This is a genomic window from Parasphingorhabdus sp. (genome assembly GCF_048269865.1).
Taxonomy (GTDB): domain Bacteria; phylum Pseudomonadota; class Alphaproteobacteria; order Sphingomonadales; family Sphingomonadaceae; genus Parasphingorhabdus.
Genome location: NZ_JBLWUA010000002.1, coordinates 209,166 through 226,890, shown reverse-complemented (window position 1 = coordinate 226,890; position 17,725 = coordinate 209,166). Strand labels below are relative to the sequence as shown.

The following is a 17,725-nucleotide window of genomic DNA, read 5'->3' as shown; positions in this document are numbered from 1 at the left end:
TGTTGCTTATATCTCGACCGGCTTTTGATATTCATTGATCGCTTCGAAAATCGTTGTCAGCGCCTGCCGCTCGTCCGCAGAGATTTCCGGGCGCCAGATTTCGAACAGCAGAATGACACGCCGCTGATTGCTGCGGTTCCAGGCTTCATGCTCGAAACTGTCATCGAAGATCAGCGCTTGCCCTTCTTGCCAGGGGCGCGTCTCGCCACCGACGCGTATCGCGCAATCGGGCGGCAGGATTAGCGGTATATGGCAGATCAGCCGGGTGTTGAGCATCCCATAGTGCGGGGCGATATGGGTGTTCGGTTCGAGCACCGAATAGAGCGCCATCGGCGAGCGTTCCTGAATGACCGGGATTGGCGCGGAAGCGAGCGCCGCCATCGTTTTGGGGCAATGGACCGAATTTTCGGTGACCTCGACGCCGTCTTTCCAGAAATAATGCGCGCCCCAGCTGGGATCATCGAGTAGCGGATTGTTCGGCCGCGGGCGGTCTGGGTGCCCCTGGACATAGGGTTGAAACTCTTGCGTCCGCGCGATCACGCCGCGCAGTTCCTCCTGCATAGCCGGGATTGCTGCTTCCATTTCGCCCAGCCAGGGAAATTCGGACCTCTCATAGAACTCCCGTTGCGGCATGCCGGGATAGTAGAAGACCGATGGTTTCTGGTAGTATATCTCCTTGCGGCCCATCAGCAAATCGATCGCGTGGCGCACGGGTATCGGGGTGTCATCGCCAGACAGGCCAGTCGCATCCAGCTTTTTAAGCAGAAACGCTTCAAAGCGGCCATGCGCGCCGGCGAGAAACTCTTCTGCTTGCTTCAGCTTTGGGCGCAAATCTGCCGAGACCGCCGCGCCGACGCTGACCATGTTGAGCGCCGCTTTGTAAAAGCTGTTTGCCGCCCGGTCATCCCCGGTTCGCGCCTTGAGTTCGCCCATTAGCAGCAGCGCAGGGAGATGGCGTTTGTCGATCATCAGCAGCTTTTGCAGCGCAGATTCCTCTCCGTGATCGTCGCCCAGCATCCGGCACGCATGCGCGAGGAGCAGCCATTGCGGTTCCACACCACTGTCCGGTGCGCAAATCTGCTCCAGCATCGGCCGCGCCTTCGTGGCGTCACCGGCGCGCAAAAGGGTGATTGCGTCTGTGCGCAGTTTTTCGGCTTCGGAAGGGGTCAGGGTCATCCTGTTGCTATATCCCATCCTGATAGCGGTGCAACAGCCTCGACCAGCACAAAAGGATCAGGCCTGAAGACCATGTCTTACAATCGGCTTGTTCGATACCTATATGCAGGGGGACCCACTGCGGTCCCGTTGTTGCGAGAATGACGGGCTCAACTCTGTGTGATCAGTAGTTTTTTGAGCCGATAGTATTTGCAGACTACCGCCGAGTCTTCGCCGACCTGCCTGTTACGCCCATCGCCTTGCCGCGACCCAGATCATCCTTGTCATTCAGTTTGATGGTGTCCCGGCAACCACTGCCGTCATCCGTTTCCATCCAAAAGGACATTATCATGGCCAAATCGCAGAAAAAATCGAACAAGGAAATTCGCAAGCCGAAAGCGGTAAAGGTGAAGACCAATGCGTCCAACCCTTCGGGCAAGGCAGGGGTCGTTGCCGGACTTGAGAATATGAAAACGAACCGCAGCAAATGATGCAGCGGGAAAGGCGATCGTCATGCGTGTAAAAGCATCCACTTGCCGGGAACAGGAAGCACGCCAGCTAGACCTCGCTGCCAATGATCCTTTGCAAAGCAGGCGCAAGGTCGCTGCAGCCGCAGCAAAGGCATGGGGTATCGAAGCGATCCAGGCGGAGAAGCGCGAAGCCGGGCATGAGAGCCCGCGCGACAAGCTCGACGCGGAAATCACCCGGGAATTTGCAGAAGAAGATGTAGCCGACCAGCGAGGGGGCGAGGAATAGAATGGAGCTTCGATTGATAATCGCCTATAGTCTGATTGCGCTCATGGTGGTGGGGATCAGCACCACTTTCATTGTTGTCCGAAAGAATATCCGAAAACGGCGCGGGCAATAGTGAAACCGCCAAGCGGAGCATTGTCACCGAGTATCACATGTTCCGAAATTAAAATGCTCGCATAGGGCATCGTTGGGCGAAGCGGCCTCATTCGTGACAGCATTGCGCTTGTGTTGCGTTCGCATTATTTTGCCGGTTAGCGGCGCAAATGCTTTCCGCCATAGAGATGGCCGACAAATTCTCCGATCTGCATCATTTCTTCAGCGGCAACCGCAGCCGCTTTGGCGGAGCAGGGAAGCGGATCGCGTTCTGCTTCCGCAGCGCGCATCGCAACCCGATCACATAGATCCTCAATATCGGCGCGGCTCAGGATATTTTTTTCGCGCAACATGCAGATTAGTGATTGCAGTATGATCCGGCTGGGATCATCGGTCCGGTCAGCGGGAAAATTGCCCATGTTGGATCCTCTCCTTGTTAGGTTATATCACCTATTTTTGGAGAGAATATCCGTAATCCGGCAAAAATCAAGGAGTCGTCGACATGCCTCCGCCCAGCGTCCGATACAGATTGATCAGATTGAGCGCTCGCGCCAGCCTTGTATTAACCAGTTGTTGCTGCGAACTATAGGCCGTTCGTTGCGCATCCAGCGCCACGAGATAGGAATCAACCCCGGCTTCAAATCTTGCTTCGGATAGGCGCAAGGTCGTTTCCGCAGCCACTGTCCTATCCGATTGCGCCGCCAGCTGTTCGTCAATCGTTCCCCGTTGGGCCAGGGCATCTGCAACTTCACGGAAGGCGGTCTGGATCGCCTTTTCATAGTTGGCGAGCGCGAGTTCGCGGGAGGCTTTGGCAAAATCGAGATTGCCCTTGTTCCGCCCGCCGTCAAAAATCGGCAGGGACAGCGCGCCCTCGGCGGAGGAAGAAAAGCTGCCGCTGCTAAACAAGCCGCCGAGCGCGTTGGACGCCGTTCCGAGCAACCCGGTCAGTGATATGTTCGGGAAGAAAGCTGCACGAGCGGCACCGATATTGGCATTTTCAGCGATCAGTTGATGTTCCGCTTGCAACACATCGGGGCGTTGTAGAAGCACGCGTGAGTCGATTTCGCCTGGCAAGGCCTCCAGGGTATAGCCACCGGTCCCTAGCGCGTCGGGCAGCAGCTCGGCTGGTGCCTGGGTACCGACCAGCAGGTTGATCGCATTGCGATCCTGGGCAATCTGGCTTTGCAAGGCGGCGATATCTGCCCGGGCGCTTTGAAAAGCGGTCTCGGCCTGCCGCGCTTCCAGCTCGGAGGCTACGCCGATGCGGAAACGTGCTTCGGAGAGGCGGAGGCTTTCCTCAAAGGAGGTCAGCGCGTTCCGGCTGATTCTGAGTTGATCCTGATCGGCCGCCAGTTGGAGCCAGGCAGAGGCAATCTCGGCGATCAGGCTGATCCGGGTTGCGCGCTGCGCTTCTTCGCTGGCGAAAAATTGCTCTTGCGCGGCACGTGACAGATTGGCCACGCGACCAAAAAGGTCGAGCTCAAAAGCGGAAAAGCCGCCCTGCAGCGCATAATTTTCGATGGCGACATCCTGACCGGATGTGATTGGTTGCGATCTGGTCGCCGCGCCCGATACGCCAACGGTGGGCACCCGATCGGCGCGCTGGACCCTATATTGTGCCCGTGCCTGCATGACATTGGCTGCCGCGATACGCAAATCGCGGTTGTTTTCGAGCCCGGTATCGATCAGCTGGACGAGCCTTGGGTCGGTGAAGAAATCGCGCCAGCCAATGCGCGTGATATCCGGCGCGTCGCTGGCAGCAGGCAGATATACGCCCCCGGCAGGCAATTCAGTCGGCACCGGCATTTCCGGACGAACATAGGTCGGCGCCAAGCTGCATCCGGCCAGCGCCGTCGAGCAGACAAGAACTAATGGCAGTGAACTACGGGTCAGCATGTTCAATCTTCCGTCGCAATTGTGGTGGAGCCGTCTGTTTCTGGATCCTTTTTGGAATCCTTTTCCTGCACGGTCTCCGGTTCGGTCGTGTCGACGCCTCCGAGGAAGCGGGCGGCAACGATGAAGAAGGTTGGAACCAGGAAGATCGCCAATATGGTTGCTGCGGTCATACCACCGGCAACAGCGCGTCCGATCGCATTCTGTCCGCCTGCACCCGCCCCGGTGGTGATCGCCAGCGGCAGCACGCCGAAGACAAAGGCGAGACTGGTCATCAGGATCGGTCGAAGCCGCTGCGCCGCTGCGTCGACCGTGGCTTCGAAGGCGTTCATCCCGCCAGCGATCTTTTCCTGTGCAAATTCGATAATCAGGATGGCGTTTTTCGCGGCGACCCCCATGGTCGTAATCAGGGCAACCTGGAGATAGATATCATTGTCCAGTCCGCTCATCGCTGCAACAGCCAGCGCGCCAAACACACCCAGCGGCACGACCAGCATGACGGACAGTGGAATCCACCAGCTTTCATAAAGTGCAGCCAGGCAGAGGAACACGATTAGAAGCGAAAGCGAGTATAGCAACGCGCTCTGGCTGCCAGCGGACTGTTCTTCATAGGACAGGCCGGTCCATTCGAGCGATGTTCCTGGTGGCAATTTCGCCTGCAATTCCTCCATCGCGGTGATTGCGTCGCCGCTGCTCAGGCCAGCACCCGGCACGCCCTGAATCTGCATCGCTGGCTGACCATTGTAGCGGGTGAGCTGAACCGGTGCCTTGGCCCAGGTCAGGGTCGAAAATGCTGTGAAAGGCGTCATCTCGCCGTTCTGGCTGCGGACGAACAATTTGCCGATGTCGTCGGGCCGTTGCCGGTATTGTTCGTCAACCTGCAAATACACGCGTTTCACCCGTCCCTTGTCGATGAAATCATTGACGTAGCTGCTGCCCCAGGCCGACGCGATGGTCGTGTTGATCTCGCTGATATTGAGGCCCAAGGCGCGCGCTTTTTCCAGGTCAATATCGACATTGAGCTGAGGCGCATCTTCGAGACTGACCGGACGGACCTGATCGACGCGGGGATCCTGTGCGGCCATGCCCAGCAGTTGGTTGCGTGCGCCTACCAGAGCCTCGTAGCCGATATTGCCGGTGTCGACCAATTGCATGTCAAAGCCGGTCGCATTGCCCAGTTCTGAAACGGCGGGTGGTACAATCGGAATGATCATGCCGTCTTTATATTGTTGAAACTTCGCTGCAGCCCGACCGGCGATCGCCTGCACGTTATTCTCCGACCCCGGGCGCACATCCCAGTCTTTCAGGTCGACAAAAGCAATCCCGGCATTCTGGCCCTGGCCGGCAAAGCTGAAGCCATTGATTGCGAAGACGCCTTCAACATTGTCCTTTTCCTCTTCAAGAAGATAGTTGGTCACCAGATCCAGAGCCTTTGCGGTTCTGGCTTCCGTCGCGCCCGATGGGCCCTGGACCAGAACAAACATTTCTCCCTGATCCTCTTCCGGCAAAAATGACGATGGCAGCCGCAGGAATATCAGGCCGACGCCGATGATGATCACGGCATAGACCAGCATCGACCGCGGCCAGTTGCGCACGGATTTGCGCACACCATGGCCATATTTCACTTTGCCGGATTCAAATTTTCTGTTGAACCACCGGAAGAAAGCCGCCAGCCGTCCCGTTCCGTCAGCCAGATTTGACTCGCGGGTTTTCAGCATGGTCGCACATAGCGCGGGGGTCAAAATAAGGGCTACGAGAACGGAGAGAACCATCGCCGAGATGATGGTGACGGAAAACTGGCGAAAGATAACGCCGGTCGACCCGCCAAAGAAGGCCATCGGCAGGAATACCGCCGAGAGGACGAGGCCGATGCCGATCAGCGCACCACTGATTTCATCCATCGATTTGCGGGCGGCGTCTTTCGGCGACAGCCCTTCCTCTTCCATCAGCCGCTCGACATTTTCGACCACAACAATCGCGTCATCCACCAACAGCCCGATCGCCAGAACCATGCCAAACAGCGTCAGCGTGTTGATGGAAAAGCCGATCACGGCCATGATCGCGAATGAGCCCATTAGGACCACCGGAACCGCGATCGTCGGGATCAGCGTTGCGCGCCAATTCTGCAGGAACAGGAACATCACCAGGAACACCAGCAGAACCGCCTCAAACAGGGTTTCGACGACCTGCTTGATCGATAACCGCACAAAAGGAGTCGTATCGAGGGGATAGTCAACCTTTACGTCGGACGGAAAGTCGCGAGCGATCTCCGCGACCTTCGCCTTTACGCCTTCGACCGTATCAAGCGCGTTCGCCCCGGGGGCCAGATTGATCGCGAAAGCGGCCGCGGGTTTTCCATTGTAGAGGGCGGTGACGGAATAGATTTCCGCTCCCAGTTCCACACGGGCAACATCGCCCAATGTAACCTTTGCGCCATCCGAAGACGATTTAAGCACGATTCCGCGAAACTGCTCTGGCGTCTGCAACCGGGATTGAACCGAGACGGCTGCATTGAGCATCTGATCGTCCGGTGCCGGCAGGGCTCCGAGCTGACCGGCCGAAACCTGAGCATTCTGTGCTCGGATCGCAGCGGTTACGTCAGGGATTGTGAGCTGGAATGAGGACAATTTTATCGGGTCGACCCATATCCGCATCGAATATGGGCTGCCGAACACCTGGGTATCACCCACTCCGTTCACGCGGCTGATCGGGTCCAGAAGCTTGGATGTGATCAGGTCGCCGAGATCGGTGCCGTTATGGCTTCCATCTTCCGATACGATACCGATCACCAGCAGGAAACTGTCCGTTGTCTTGTTCACTCTCACGCCCTGCTGCTGGACCTCTTGCGGCAGCAGCGGGGTTGCGGCCTGCAGCTTGTTCTGAACCTGTACCTGGGCGGTATCGGGATCCGTACCCTGCTCGAAGGTCAGGGTAATGGTGACGGTCCCAGCGGATGAGGAACTGGACGAGAAATAGCGCAAATTATCGATGCCCTTGAGCTGTTGCTCGATAATCTGGGTGGTCGTGTTTTCAAGCGTTTTCGCATCGGCGCCGGGATAGCTGGCGGTGATCGATACAGCGGGCGGGGCAATCGCAGGGAACTGCGACACCGGCAGGTTGTTGATGGCTAGGGCCCCCGCGATGATCATGGCCACCGCGATCACCCATGCAAAGATGGGGCGGTCAATAAAAAAGCGTGACATGATTATCTACTTCTTCGACTGGGCTGTTGAGGGAGCGGAGGAGGCGCCTGCTAGCGGTTTTTTTGACGGGTCTTTCCATGGAACGGCCTTCACAGGCATTCCGGGGCGCAGCATCATTGCCCCCTCGATGACAACCTTGTCGCCCGGTTTCAGGCCGGATTTGACCAGCCAGTCCTGACCGATCACCTGACCCAGGACAAGCGTCCGGGGCATCAGCTTGCCACCCGGGCCGACGACCATGACGACGGCAGCGCCGGTGTCGTCCCGGCTGACCGCGCGCTGCGGAACCAATATGCCATCGGATTGCGATCCTTCAATCAGCCGCGCCCTAGCGAACATGCCCGGCAGCAGGAGATTGGACTTGTTTGGAAAAAGCGCCCGGATAGTCTGGGAGCCGGTTTCCGGATCGACGCTGACATCGGTAAACTGCAGGCGGCCCTCTGCGGGGTAAATGCTGCCGTCTTCCAATATCAGTTCAACCGCCGCCGCGCCATCGCCGCGGGTCAGGTCGCCTTCGGCAATCCGCTGCCGCAGCTTGAGGATTTCGGCGCTGGTCTGGGAAATGTCCACGAACACGGGGTCGATCTTCTGGATGGTGGTCAGCGCGGTCGCTTGCGAAGCGGAGACCAGTGCGCCGGTGGTGACCAAAGAACGGCCGATCCTGCCCGATATCGGCGCGCGGATGGTCGTGCGGGCCAGGTCGATTTCAGCCGATTGTAAGGCGGCTCGCTGGGCAGCGACATCGGCGCGCGCCTGACCGGCGGCAGCAACCGCATCATCATAATCCTGCCGCGAAACGGCGTTGATCTCGACCAGTTCGCCATAGCGTTTGGCCAAAGCCTCGCTGGCGGCGATCGAGGCACGGGCGCGGGCGAGCGCTGCCTTGGCACTGGCGACCTGCGCGCGCTGCGGCTGGGCATCGATGCGATACAGGGGTTGACCGCGCTTGACCGACTGCCCTTCCGTGAATAATCGCCGCGTGATCAAACCGCTCACCTGCGGCCGGACTTCCGACACTTCATAGGCTGTAATCCGCCCGGGAAGTTCGGTGGTCAGCGTCACTGGCTGTTCCGCAATGGTGATAACGCTAACCTCAGGTGGTCCTTGCGCGCTCCCTTCGTCAGCTTGGTCGTTGCTGCAGGCAGCCAGCATTGCACAAGCGGCAAGCAGCAAGGCTGATATTGCGGGGCGGAAAAAAGGCATAGATATTTTTCTCTGTGCTGTTATGTGAGTGAACACTCATTCACACCGCAAATAGGGATGGGTAGTTTTTGGGTCAAGAGGAAAAAGGGTAAACACTATGGTGGCGGAAGCGGATCACAAAAAAGAGCTGGATTTACAGACACAAAGAACGCTGGAACGCCGCAGCAAAATCACCGACGCTGCCCGGAAGCTGTTTATTGAAAATGGTTTCCACAACACCGGCATGGCGCAACTGTCGAAGGAATCGGGGGTTCTGGTCGGCCAGATTTACCGCGATTTTTGCAGCAAGGAAGAAATCGTCTCGGCAATCGTGGAGTGGGATCTGCAGGAATCCCTCGCTGTTGAAGACTTGCGGGCTGCGATTGCGATCAAGGACCGCGACGCGGTGAAAGAGTGGATCCGTCAATATGTCCGCGGCCCTGAAGATGACAGCGGCGTGCTGTTTGCGGAGATAGTTGCCGAGTCCTCTCGCAATCCGAAGATTGCTGGGATTACCCGCGAAGCCTTGGAACAGATGCGGACGGCTATCGTCGATGCGCTGATGCTATTGGCCCCCGATCCGGCCAAGGCCGAAACGCGCGAGCGTCTGGCAAGGGCAATCCTGTCGATATCCGGCGGCATGTTGATGCAACAATCGATCCCGCTTGGCCAATATGACAAGAAACTGAGTGACCATATCGTCGCGATGATTGATCGCGAAGTTTCCGAATTGGAGCGGTGAGGCGGCGGGGGCCGAAGCGGTCGGGCAGGGGAAATGGCGAACAATCTATGCGTGCGATAAAGCCACTCACCTGCATCGAGCCGGCTCGCGACTATTCCGCCCCTTGATCCCCTCCCTTGAAAGGGAGAGGTTGGGGATGTGGCCGTTAGTGGTGAGCTTGTCGAACCATGCATTGCGTCGATAGCCGCCCTTCGACAGGCTTAGGGCTAACGGCAGGGGGCTCAAGCCACCTCGACAAACGAGTCCAAAACCCGTTTATCCCCGCTCTTCTCGAACGCGATTTCCAGCTTGTTGCCTTCTTTCACCTTGACCTCGCCATAGCCGAATTTGGTGTGGAAGACGCGCATGCCGACGGTGACGTCGTCTCTGCCCTTGTTGCCGAGAGAGACGGCGCTGCGGCGGGCTTCCTTAATGACGCGCGGGTTTGTGTCGAAGCCGCCCGAGGATGCTGCGGCGCGCTGCCAGCCGGGGCCGCGTTTGCCGGCTCTGGTGGCGTTGGCGGCGGCGAGATGGGCGAACGGATCGCTGTGCTCGCTCCAGTTGGCGCGCCACAGGCTTTCGCCGCCGCTCATGCTGCTCTCATGCTCGATATGGTCGTCGGGCAGTTCGCCGATGAAGCGGGAGGGGATCGAGCTGTTCCACTGGCCGTAGATGCGGCGATTGGCGGCGTGGAAAATCGAGCATTTCTTTTTGGCGCGGGTGATCGCGACATAGGCGAGGCGGCGTTCTTCCTCGAGACTGGCGTTGCCGCCTTCATCGATGCTGCGCTGCGAGGGGAAGACGCCTTCCTCCCAGCCGACGCAGAAAACGTGATCATATTCCAGACCCTTGGCGCCGTGCATCGTCATGATCGTGACCTTGGCCTCGTCGTCGCGGGCGTCATTGTCCATCACCAGCGAGACATGCTCCAGAAATTCGCCGAGCGTTTCATATTCTTCCATCGCGCGGGCAAGTTCGGTGAGGTTCTCCAGCCGGCCGGCGGCTTCCGTCGAACGGTCGGCCCGCAGCATCGTGGTGTAGCCGGATTCATCGAGCACGATCCGGGCGAGCTCGGCCTGATCGGTGTTGGTAGCCATCTCGCGCCAGCGAGCGAAATTGCGCATCAGCTCGAGCAAGGTGTTGCGCGCCCGGGGCGGCAGTTCGTCCGTGTCGCAGATCGTATAGGCAGCGGCGGCCAGCGCGATGCCCTGTGACCGGGCGAGGCGGTGGACTTTCTCGATGGTCTTGTCGCCGAGGCCGCGCTTGGGAGTGTTGACGATGCGCTCGAACGCCAGATCGTCGGCGGGCTGGGCAATGACGCGCAGATAGGCGAGGGCATCGCGAATTTCCGCGCGCTCGTAGAAGCGGAAGCCGCCAATGATCTTGTAGGGCATGCCGATCGAGATGAAGCGGTCTTCGAACTCGCGGGTCTGGAACTGGGCGCGGACCAAGATCGCGACATCGTTGAGTGACACTTGTTTTAGCTGCTGCAGCGCCTCTATTTCGTCGCCGATCCGCCGGGCTTCCTCGGGGCCGTCCCAGACGCCGATCACCTGCACCTTGTCGCCGTCGGTTTCTTCGGTCCACAGCGTCTTGCCGAGGCGGCCGCTATTGTGGTCGATCAGCGCAGATGCAGCGGCAAGAATATGCGGGGTGGAGCGGTAGTTCTGCTCCAGCTTGACCACCGTCGCGTCCGGGAAATCCTTTTCGAAGCGCAGGATATTGGCGACTTCTGCGCCGCGCCACGAATAGATCGACTGGTCGTCGTCGCCGACGCAGCAGATATTCTTGTGACTCTGGGCGAGCAGGCGCAGCCAGAGATATTGCGAGCTGTTAGTGTCCTGATATTCGTCGACCAGAATATATTTGAAGCGTTGCTGGTAGCGCTGCAGGATTTCGCGATTGGTCTTCAGCAGGTTAAGGATATGCAGCAGCAGGTCGCCGAAGTCGCAGGCGTTGAGCGCCAGCAGACGCGCCTGATAGGCGGCGTAAAATTCCTGGCCCCGGCCATTGGCATAGCGTTCATTCTCGTTGGCATCGAGATCGGCGGGGTTGAGGCCACGGTTCTTCCACTGGTCGATCAGGCCGGCCAGCATGCGCGGCGGCCAGCGCTTCTCGTCGATCTCGGCCGCCTGAATCAGCTGCTTGAGCAGGCGGAGCTGATCATCGGTGTCGAGAATGGTGAAATTGCTCTGCAGGCCGACCAGTTCGGCGTGCTGGCGGAGCATTTTGGCGCCGATGCTGTGGAAGGTCCCGAGCCAGGGCATGCCTTCGAAGCTCTCGCCGACGATTCCGGCAATCCGCTCCTTCATCTCGCGGGCGGCCTTGTTGGTGAAGGTCACGGCGAGAATCTCGCTTGGCCAGGCCTTGCGCGAGAAGACGATATGGGCGAGCCGCCGGGTGAGAGCGGCGGTCTTGCCAGTGCCGGCCCCGGCCAGAACCAGTACCGGCCCTTCGGTGGTCAGCACGGCTTCGCGCTGCGGTGCGTTCAGCCCGCGGACGTAGGGCGGGTCGCTCTCGTGGGGTATATTGACTGTATCGGACACAGGTGAACAGTTAGGGAACATCTGCGAGCGGAGCAAGGCCCCAATCGTGTCTTTATGTTTCTGCGCCTTCATGTTCATGCGCCCGGTATGCGGAACGGAACGATGTGGCTGCTGAAGAGTAATATTAGCAGGACTAATCGAATTGGAGACCCAACATGCGTAAGATTGCGATTTTGAGCGTTGTAACCGCAGCATCAATGGCTTTTTCAGGAGCCGCATATGCCAGCCAGCAGGATATGCCGGATGGCGCGAAAATGGATCAGAAGGCAACGGTGATTGCAAAAGGCAAAAATGGCCGTGCCGACAAGGTTATGCTGAACGGCAAGGAATATGCGGTGTGCGGTGGTGATGTAACCGACGACTGCATCAATCCGCGCGAAGCTGGACTGAATTTTGGTAACCGGGCACTGGATTATTGGCCGGGCAAGCCAGCCAGCGAAATGTAATTTTGGGCGTCCTGAACTCGTGAACGATGTCTAAATATTACCTTCTCCCGCGAGGGAGAAGGATACAGAGCCTTATGAGCGCAGCGAATTAGGCGGCGTTGGATGAGGGTGTTCTGCTCTCTTAAGCGCAGAACACCCTCATCCAGCTGCGACTAGGCAATAAATTGCCAAGTCTTCGCATCCTTCTCCCTGACGGGAGAAGGATCACAGGAAAAAGCGAGGCAGTTCTAGGGACTGCCCCGCTTTTTTTATGTTTTTTGAGGATTGCCCGAAGGGACAGGTTGAAGATTTTGTTGCAATGCACCATTTATCAATCAATGGACATTAAACCTTCCCCCAAGGAACACGAGATGAGCAAGAGACTGACCACGAGCGCGATTATCGCAACCCTGTTGATGGCCGCGACGACCTTCTACAGCACGGCGCAGCAGGACCAGCAGGAAACCGCTTCCAAAACGGTGTTGATGGGCGGCTAATTGCCTGCGGGGCGCAGGATATGCAGGCGCGCCTTGCCGCTGTCGCGGACGCAATCCAGATCAAATCCTTTTACTTCGACAGTTTCATGCCGCGCCGTTTCGACAGCAATCCAGCTGGATGGCGCAAACCAGCCATGGCGGGCCAGCTTGTCCAGCGCCACCGCGCCGGCACCCGAATCGTAGGGCGGATCCATAAGCACCAAGTCATAGGTCTGACGGGCTTGGCCCAGATGCAGGACCGAACCGACCCTGACGTCGGCGCCTGCCCCCAAAACCTCAATATTCTTTTCCAGCGCGCCGAGCGCATTCTTGTCCTGTTCGACAAAGGTGCAGTGAGCGGCGCCGCGCGATAGCGCTTCGAGCCCCAGCGCGCCGGAACCGGAGAACAGGTCGAGGACCTGCAAATCCTCAAAATCGCCTAACCGGCTTGTCAGCATCGAAAACAGCCGTTCGCGGGTGCGGTCTGCGGTCGGGCGGGTTGTGTCGCCCTTGGGAGCGACAATCTTTCTGCCGCGCCAGTTGCCTGCGATTATGCGCATTTTATGCCATTGGTCTTGAGTTTAACGAGGTCGAGATGTCCTTCGACACGCTCAGGACGAATGGACTTCAAACCGAAAATGCGTCTCTTCATTTCAGCGACTTGCGGAATTGGACCAGGTCATGCTGGCGGACCTGTTCGATCTCGCCCTTTTGCAGGTCGCCGAGCACGAACGGTCCGTAGCGAGTGCGGATCAGGCGGGAGACTTCGAGGCCGAAATGTTCCAGGACCTTCCGCACTTCGCGGTTCTTGCCCTCGGTCAGGGTCATTTCGATCCACTGGTTGCGGCCTGTGCGACGTTCGAGATTGGCGGTGATCGGGCTGTAGTGCATCCCGTCGATGGTGATTCCGCGATAGAGTTCTTCCAGCTGGTTCTGCGAAATTTCGCCGAAGGTGCGAGCGCGATAGGTGCGTTCGATGCCGTTTTTCGGCAATTCCATCTGGCGCTTGAACTCGCCGTCGGTGGTCATCAGCAGCAGGCCCTCGGTGTTCATGTCGAGTCGGCCGATCGGCATGATCCGTTCCATATCGGCGGGCAGCACGTCGTAGATCGTCTTCTTGCCCGAAAAATCCCGTTCCGCGGTCAGATAGCCGTTGGGCTTGTGAAAGCGGAACAGTTTGGCGGGCGAGGGTTCGGCGACCGGTTTGCCGTCGACGGTGATGCCGGTGAGGTTCTTGAGTAGCAGCGAGGGATGTTCAACCAGATCACCGTTCAGTGCGATCCGTCCTGCCTCGATCATCCGCTCGATCTCGCGGCGCGAGGCGACGCCGGCGCGGGCCAGCAATTTGGCGATGCGCTGGCCTTCGCGGGTCTCGCCAGCGGGGGCCTTGGGCGCAGCGGGCGCTTTCGCCCCCGGGGTCGGTTTGGCGCGATAGATTTTGGCTGGTTTTTCTTCGGTCATGGGCGGGATCCATGGCGGAAAAACCGCGCCGCTGCAATCTGTAACCTTTGGTTTGGCGGGCGCGAACGGCTAGTGTCACCCCGGTGGAGTCCCGAATGCGCAAGATCATCCCCTGTCTGTTGTTCGCCGGAGCGGTATTGGCCGCTTTTCTCGGCGTGCAATCCGCGCCATCGGCCCAGGCCGGCTCCACCGGGGTGACCACTGGTCGGCAAGCGCCCGATGATCCCACCCGGTCTGCGCATCCGGTGGTGATCGAATTGTTCACCAGCCAGGGCTGTTCGTCCTGTCCGCCCGCAGATTTGCTGGCCAGTCGGCTGGCGAAAGACCAATCCCTGCTGGTGATCACGCGGCCGGTGACCTACTGGGACCGGCTTGGCTGGAAAGATACGCTGGCGCGGGAAGCCAATACGCGGTTGCAGCGGGCCTATGCGGCGAAGGGGAATGAAGGTGCAGGCGTGTACACGCCGCAAATCGTCGTCAATGGTGGTGACGGAGCGGTGGGGTCGCGGGAAGGCGATATACGGTCGCTGGTGCGGCGAGCGGACCGGAGAGGGCCGCTGATCACGGCGTCCACCGATCCCAGCGGCCGGATCATGGTCGCGATTAGCGGCACGTCCGACTTTATGGCCAGCGTTTCCCTGATTGCGCTGAGTTCCGCCGAAACCGTGCGCATCGGGCGGGGCGAGAATGGTGGACGAACCATGCATTATACCAATGTCGTGAAGGATGAGCGGGTTTTGGGCAGCTGGCGCGGGAAGTCCGAGATCTATGCCGTTCCCGCGCGATATTTGAAGACGAGCGGTGCCGACCGATATGCGATTATCGTACAGCGGCCCGGTGCAGGGACGATTGTTGCGGCGAAGCTGCTGGATATGTGAAGTGGCACCAAAATCAAGCTGGCATTAAGGTGAATAGGCGCTAAAGATTCCAATAGTTTCAGGGAGAATTTGGCGTGAGTGAGCAAGCAGTATCGGGATGGCGTGGTTATCTTCCGGCAGGAGTGCGACCCTATAGCGAGGCCGCCCCTCTGGCTGCGCTGTTCCTTGGCGTATCCTCTGCATTGCCGCTGACGATGATCGCTGCCACTTTGACGACCCGTCTGGCGCAGGCGGGAATCGAGAAGTCGACGGTGACTGCTTTTGCACTGACTTTCCTTGCCTATAATTTCAAATGGCTGTGGGCGCCGATTATCGACGTCATCAAACTGCCGATCATCGGGCGTGTCGGGCAAAGATTGTCCTGGCTGATCGTGACGGCGCTCCTCGCGATGCTGGCGATCATCTATCTGGGATCGCTGGATCCGGCGAAGGATATTGCCGCCGTTGCGATTGCCGCGATCATGGTCGGGATTGCCGGGGCGACATTTGACGTGGTGATCGATGCCTATCGTATCGAATTGCTCGAGCCCGAACAGCTGGGGGTCGGGTCCGGCATGTCGCAATATGGCTGGCGGATCGGTGCAGCGACCGCCGGTGCAGTGGCGCTGGTTGTAGCAGCGCGGACCAACTGGTCGATCGCTTATTATGTTTGTTCGCTGTTTGCGTTGTTTGCCGTGATTGTCGGTCTGATCATGCGCGAGCCGAGCCGGCGGCAGGAGCCGATGGCGCTGAAAGGCCCGCTGGAAGCCGCCAAGGCTTATGTGAGCCCGCTGATGGAATTTTTCAAACGGTCGGGCGCGCTGTTGGTGCTGTTGTTCGTGCTGGTCCATAAAATCGGCGACACGCTGGCCAATCTGACCTTCCGGCTGCTGTTCGAAGACCTCGGCTTCACCAATGACGAGATTGCCTTTTACGATGTCAGCCTGGGCTTTTTCGCCTTTCTGATCGGCATTTTTATCGGTGGTATCGTCTATTCGCGGCTTGGCATGAAAAAGGCGGTGATGCTGAGCCTGATCCTGATGGCGGTGAGCAATCTGTCCTTTGCGGGTCTTGCCGCTGCGGGCCACAGCAACTGGGGCATGGCCGGGGCGATTGGTTTTGAGAATTTCGCCAGCGGTGTCGGCGGTGTGGCGGTGGTCGCCTATCTGTCCGCGCTTTGCAATCTGCAGTTTACGGGTACGCAATTTGCGTTGCTGTCAGCCGCTGCCAGCATTCTCGGTCGTTTTTTGACGGGAACCACGGCGGGGTCGCTGATCGAAGCAATGGGCTATGTGAATTTCTATCTGCTGACCACCGTGGCGGCGTTGCCGGGTGTCATCATGTTCTGGCTGATGATCCGCTATGGTCTGGTTGACCGGTCTTTGGGGACGGCGGGATCGGTGCATAGTGACGAGACGGAAGCGGGAACGCCGGGGTGATTGGGGCTTTCTTCGGTCAGTGTCGGAGGTGATGTGTATCCGCTGTCATGGTGTGCGGGCTTGATATCGGGACTGTTCTGGGCCCCGGCCTGCGCCGGGGCACGGTAGCGTCTAGTCCGGCACTTGCTCGTTGAGCCTTAGCACTTCGCCGGCGAGATAGAGCGATCCGGCAATCAGTACGGTGTTACCCTCACTCGGTGTCAGTGCGCGCAGGGCGGCTTCAATATCGGCCGCTTCGGCTATCGGCGCGTCGGCTGAGGGATAGTCGCTCGCGATATGCGATTCATGGCCGGGAACCGGGATCACGGTCACACTGGCCAGCTTTTCGTGCAGCGGGTTGATGATCGCAGCCGGGTCCTTGTTGGCCAGCATGCCGATCACCAGATCGATCGAGCCCGCGCCATAGTCGGCAAAATATTTGGCCAGCGCCAGGCCGGCGCTGACATTATGGCCGCCATCGACCCAGACTTCGGCGTCGGTTGGCAGCAGATGGGTCAGGGGGCCGGCGATCAGGAAATGCATCCGCCCCGGCCACTGCGCCCAGCCCATCGCGGCTTTTAACGCGGCATCCGAAATTTTGACCGCATCCTGATGGCGCAGCATCGCGATGGCGAGCGCTGCATTATCCGCCTGATGCGCACCGACCAGCGCGGGCAGGGGCAGGTTGAGCTTTCCGGCTTCGTCTTTGTAGTGCAACTGGCCTTCGTAAATTGCCGCGTCCCATTCCTCGCCGCGCGGAAAATGCTGCGCTCCGATATCTGCAGCATGGTCGGCGATGGCGTGCAGCATTTCCTCAGCATATTTTTGTGTGAGCAAGGGCGCGTTCTTCTTGGCGATACCGGCTTTTTCCCAGGCGATGCGGACCAGCGGATCGGCCGGCGTGCCGTCCTCGGGGCTGAGCAAAAACGCCTCGTGATCAATACCGAGTTCGGCAATGCCGGTGGCAGCCGGGCGGGCAATGACATTGGTCGCATCGAGCCTGCCGCCCAGGCCGACTTCCAAGATACAGGCATCGGCCGGGGTTTCGGCAAAGGCGAGAAGGGCAGCAGCGGTCGTTGCTTCAAAGAAGCTCGGATTGATATCGGCACTGATATCGAGAACCCGGGCGAGCAGCTCTGCCAGATAATCATCCTCGATCAGCTTGCCGGCCAGCCGGATTCGCTCGTTGAAACGGACCAGATGCGGGCTGGTATAGACATGGGTTTTGAGACCTTCCGCTTCGATCGCGGCGCGCAGAAAGGCGCAGGTGGAGCCCTTGCCGTTGGTGCCTGCGACATGGAAGACCGGGGGGAGCTTGTCCTGCGGATTGCCGAGGCGGCCAAGGACCTCGCGGATGCGATCCAGCCCCAATATGTCGCGGCCGGGAGAGAGCAGTTCCAGCCGGTCCAGCTGGGCTTGCACCGCCGGATGATCGGATTTTGCGCCGTCTGCCATTATAAAAAGCCCCTCCCGCTTGCGGGAGGGGTTGGGGTGGGTCGCGAGCGAAGCGAGCGCATTGCGCAGCCCCACCCCCGGCCCCTC

Annotated in this window: 17 protein-coding genes; 7 read left to right on the top strand and 10 right to left on the bottom strand. The window is 59.1% G+C overall.

Annotated features, from left to right (window positions below; all coding sequences use genetic code 11):
- Positions 1-6: 6 nt before the first annotated feature.
- Positions 7-1,176 carry an aspartyl/asparaginyl beta-hydroxylase domain-containing protein gene (locus ACN0WW_RS03325; RefSeq protein WP_417609367.1) on the bottom strand — a complete coding sequence of 390 codons (1,170 nt, stop codon included), beginning with the start codon at positions 1,174-1,176 and terminating at the stop codon, positions 7-9.
- 196 nt (positions 1,177-1,372) lie between these two features.
- The gene (locus ACN0WW_RS03320) at positions 1,373-1,501 is read right to left on the bottom strand and encodes a hypothetical protein (RefSeq protein ID WP_417609365.1); all 129 of its coding nucleotides are present in this window, start codon (positions 1,499-1,501) and stop codon (positions 1,373-1,375) included.
- 4 nt (positions 1,502-1,505) lie between these two features.
- Between ACN0WW_RS03320 and ACN0WW_RS03315 the strand changes: the two genes are divergently transcribed.
- Entirely contained in the window at positions 1,506-1,646 is a 141-nt protein-coding gene (locus ACN0WW_RS03315; protein ID WP_417609363.1) for a hypothetical protein, read from the top strand.
- A gap of 22 nt (positions 1,647-1,668) precedes the next feature.
- Entirely contained in the window at positions 1,669-1,911 is a 243-nt protein-coding gene (locus ACN0WW_RS03310) for a hypothetical protein (protein WP_417609361.1), read from the top strand.
- Between the two features lie 248 nt (positions 1,912-2,159).
- Here the strand turns inward: ACN0WW_RS03310 and ACN0WW_RS03305 are convergent, their stop codons facing one another.
- From ACN0WW_RS03305 to ACN0WW_RS03290, 4 genes are all read right to left on the bottom strand, one after another.
- Positions 2,160-2,420, bottom strand: a complete 261-nt coding sequence (locus ACN0WW_RS03305) for a hypothetical protein (RefSeq protein WP_417609359.1) — start codon at positions 2,418-2,420, stop codon at positions 2,160-2,162.
- Between the two features lie 67 nt (positions 2,421-2,487).
- Positions 2,488-3,897 carry an efflux transporter outer membrane subunit gene (locus ACN0WW_RS03300; protein ID WP_417609357.1) on the bottom strand — a complete coding sequence of 470 codons (1,410 nt, stop codon included), beginning with the start codon at positions 3,895-3,897 and terminating at the stop codon, positions 2,488-2,490.
- Positions 3,898-3,899: 2 nt separating this feature from the next.
- Positions 3,900-7,097 (bottom strand): efflux RND transporter permease subunit, encoded by a 3,198-nt coding sequence (locus ACN0WW_RS03295; RefSeq protein WP_417609355.1) that lies wholly within the window; start codon positions 7,095-7,097, stop codon positions 3,900-3,902.
- Positions 7,098-7,103: 6 nt separating this feature from the next.
- Complete coding sequence (locus tag ACN0WW_RS03290; RefSeq protein ID WP_417609353.1) at positions 7,104-8,300, bottom strand: efflux RND transporter periplasmic adaptor subunit; 1,197 nt, start codon at positions 8,298-8,300, stop codon at positions 7,104-7,106.
- A 97-nt stretch (positions 8,301-8,397) separates the two neighbouring features.
- Between ACN0WW_RS03290 and ACN0WW_RS03285 the strand changes: the two genes are divergently transcribed.
- Entirely contained in the window at positions 8,398-9,021 is a 624-nt protein-coding gene (locus ACN0WW_RS03285; RefSeq protein WP_417609351.1) for a TetR/AcrR family transcriptional regulator, read from the top strand.
- A gap of 221 nt (positions 9,022-9,242) precedes the next feature.
- Here the strand turns inward: ACN0WW_RS03285 and ACN0WW_RS03280 are convergent, their stop codons facing one another.
- Positions 9,243-11,567, bottom strand: coding sequence for an ATP-dependent helicase (locus tag ACN0WW_RS03280; RefSeq protein ID WP_417609740.1), 2,325 nt, complete (start codon positions 11,565-11,567; stop codon positions 9,243-9,245).
- A 134-nt stretch (positions 11,568-11,701) separates the two neighbouring features.
- On the opposite strand from ACN0WW_RS03280, the gene ACN0WW_RS03275 reads away from it, so the two are divergent.
- The gene (locus tag ACN0WW_RS03275) at positions 11,702-11,992 is read left to right on the top strand and encodes a hypothetical protein (RefSeq protein ID WP_417609349.1); all 291 of its coding nucleotides are present in this window, start codon (positions 11,702-11,704) and stop codon (positions 11,990-11,992) included.
- A 350-nt stretch (positions 11,993-12,342) separates the two neighbouring features.
- Positions 12,343-12,468 (top strand): hypothetical protein, encoded by a 126-nt coding sequence (locus ACN0WW_RS03270; RefSeq protein WP_417609347.1) that lies wholly within the window; start codon positions 12,343-12,345, stop codon positions 12,466-12,468.
- Here ACN0WW_RS03270 and rsmD read toward each other — a convergent pair.
- Both rsmD and ACN0WW_RS03260 read right to left on the bottom strand, forming a co-directional pair.
- Complete coding sequence (rsmD, locus tag ACN0WW_RS03265) at positions 12,465-13,007, bottom strand: 16S rRNA (guanine(966)-N(2))-methyltransferase RsmD (protein ID WP_417609345.1); 543 nt, start codon at positions 13,005-13,007, stop codon at positions 12,465-12,467. The two genes, ACN0WW_RS03270 and rsmD, sit on opposite strands and share 4 nt — an antisense overlap.
- 88 nt (positions 13,008-13,095) lie before the next feature.
- Entirely contained in the window at positions 13,096-13,908 is an 813-nt protein-coding gene (locus tag ACN0WW_RS03260; RefSeq protein ID WP_417609343.1) for a pseudouridine synthase, read from the bottom strand.
- 95 nt (positions 13,909-14,003) lie between these two features.
- Here ACN0WW_RS03260 and ACN0WW_RS03255 point away from each other — a divergent pair, with 95 nt between their 5' ends.
- Together ACN0WW_RS03255 and ACN0WW_RS03250 are read left to right on the top strand one after the other, a co-directional pair.
- Positions 14,004-14,786, top strand: a complete 783-nt coding sequence (locus tag ACN0WW_RS03255) for a DUF1223 domain-containing protein (protein WP_417609341.1) — start codon at positions 14,004-14,006, stop codon at positions 14,784-14,786.
- A 74-nt stretch (positions 14,787-14,860) separates the two neighbouring features.
- A complete protein-coding gene (locus ACN0WW_RS03250; protein ID WP_417609339.1) occupies positions 14,861-16,204 on the top strand; it encodes an AmpG family muropeptide MFS transporter in 1,344 nt (447 codons plus the stop codon).
- A 111-nt stretch (positions 16,205-16,315) separates the two neighbouring features.
- Here ACN0WW_RS03250 and ACN0WW_RS03245 read toward each other — a convergent pair whose 3' ends face one another.
- Positions 16,316-17,638 (bottom strand): bifunctional folylpolyglutamate synthase/dihydrofolate synthase, encoded by a 1,323-nt coding sequence (locus tag ACN0WW_RS03245; RefSeq protein ID WP_417609337.1) that lies wholly within the window; start codon positions 17,636-17,638, stop codon positions 16,316-16,318.
- Between the last annotated feature and the right edge of the window lie 87 nt (positions 17,639-17,725).

Bases quoted from the DNA above. Each gene is read 5' to 3' on its own strand.
- ACN0WW_RS03275 (WP_417609349.1), top strand. From the start codon at position 11,702: ATGCGTAAGATTGCGATTTTGAGCGTTGTAACCGCAGCATCAATGGCT.
- ACN0WW_RS03245 (WP_417609337.1), bottom strand. From the start codon at position 17,638: ATGGCAGACGGCGCAAAATCCGATCATCCGGCGGTGCAAGCCCAGCTG.
- ACN0WW_RS03295 (WP_417609355.1), bottom strand. From the start codon at position 7,097: ATGTCACGCTTTTTTATTGACCGCCCCATCTTTGCATGGGTGATCGCG.
- ACN0WW_RS03290 (WP_417609353.1), bottom strand. From the start codon at position 8,300: ATGCCTTTTTTCCGCCCCGCAATATCAGCCTTGCTGCTTGCCGCTTGT.
- ACN0WW_RS03310 (WP_417609361.1), top strand. From the start codon at position 1,669: ATGCGTGTAAAAGCATCCACTTGCCGGGAACAGGAAGCACGCCAGCTA.
- ACN0WW_RS03280 (WP_417609740.1), bottom strand. From the start codon at position 11,567: ATGTTCCCTAACTGTTCACCTGTGTCCGATACAGTCAATATACCCCAC.
- ACN0WW_RS03315 (WP_417609363.1), top strand. From the start codon at position 1,506: ATGGCCAAATCGCAGAAAAAATCGAACAAGGAAATTCGCAAGCCGAAA.
- ACN0WW_RS03300 (WP_417609357.1), bottom strand. From the start codon at position 3,897: ATGCTGACCCGTAGTTCACTGCCATTAGTTCTTGTCTGCTCGACGGCG.
- rsmD (WP_417609345.1), bottom strand. From the start codon at position 13,007: ATGCGCATAATCGCAGGCAACTGGCGCGGCAGAAAGATTGTCGCTCCC.
- ACN0WW_RS03285 (WP_417609351.1), top strand. From the start codon at position 8,398: ATGGTGGCGGAAGCGGATCACAAAAAAGAGCTGGATTTACAGACACAA.
- ACN0WW_RS03320 (WP_417609365.1), bottom strand. From the start codon at position 1,501: ATGTCCTTTTGGATGGAAACGGATGACGGCAGTGGTTGCCGGGACACC.
- ACN0WW_RS03270 (WP_417609347.1), top strand. From the start codon at position 12,343: ATGAGCAAGAGACTGACCACGAGCGCGATTATCGCAACCCTGTTGATG.
- ACN0WW_RS03260 (WP_417609343.1), bottom strand. From the start codon at position 13,908: ATGACCGAAGAAAAACCAGCCAAAATCTATCGCGCCAAACCGACCCCG.
- ACN0WW_RS03255 (WP_417609341.1), top strand. From the start codon at position 14,004: ATGCGCAAGATCATCCCCTGTCTGTTGTTCGCCGGAGCGGTATTGGCC.
- ACN0WW_RS03325 (WP_417609367.1), bottom strand. From the start codon at position 1,176: ATGACCCTGACCCCTTCCGAAGCCGAAAAACTGCGCACAGACGCAATC.
- ACN0WW_RS03305 (WP_417609359.1), bottom strand. From the start codon at position 2,420: ATGGGCAATTTTCCCGCTGACCGGACCGATGATCCCAGCCGGATCATA.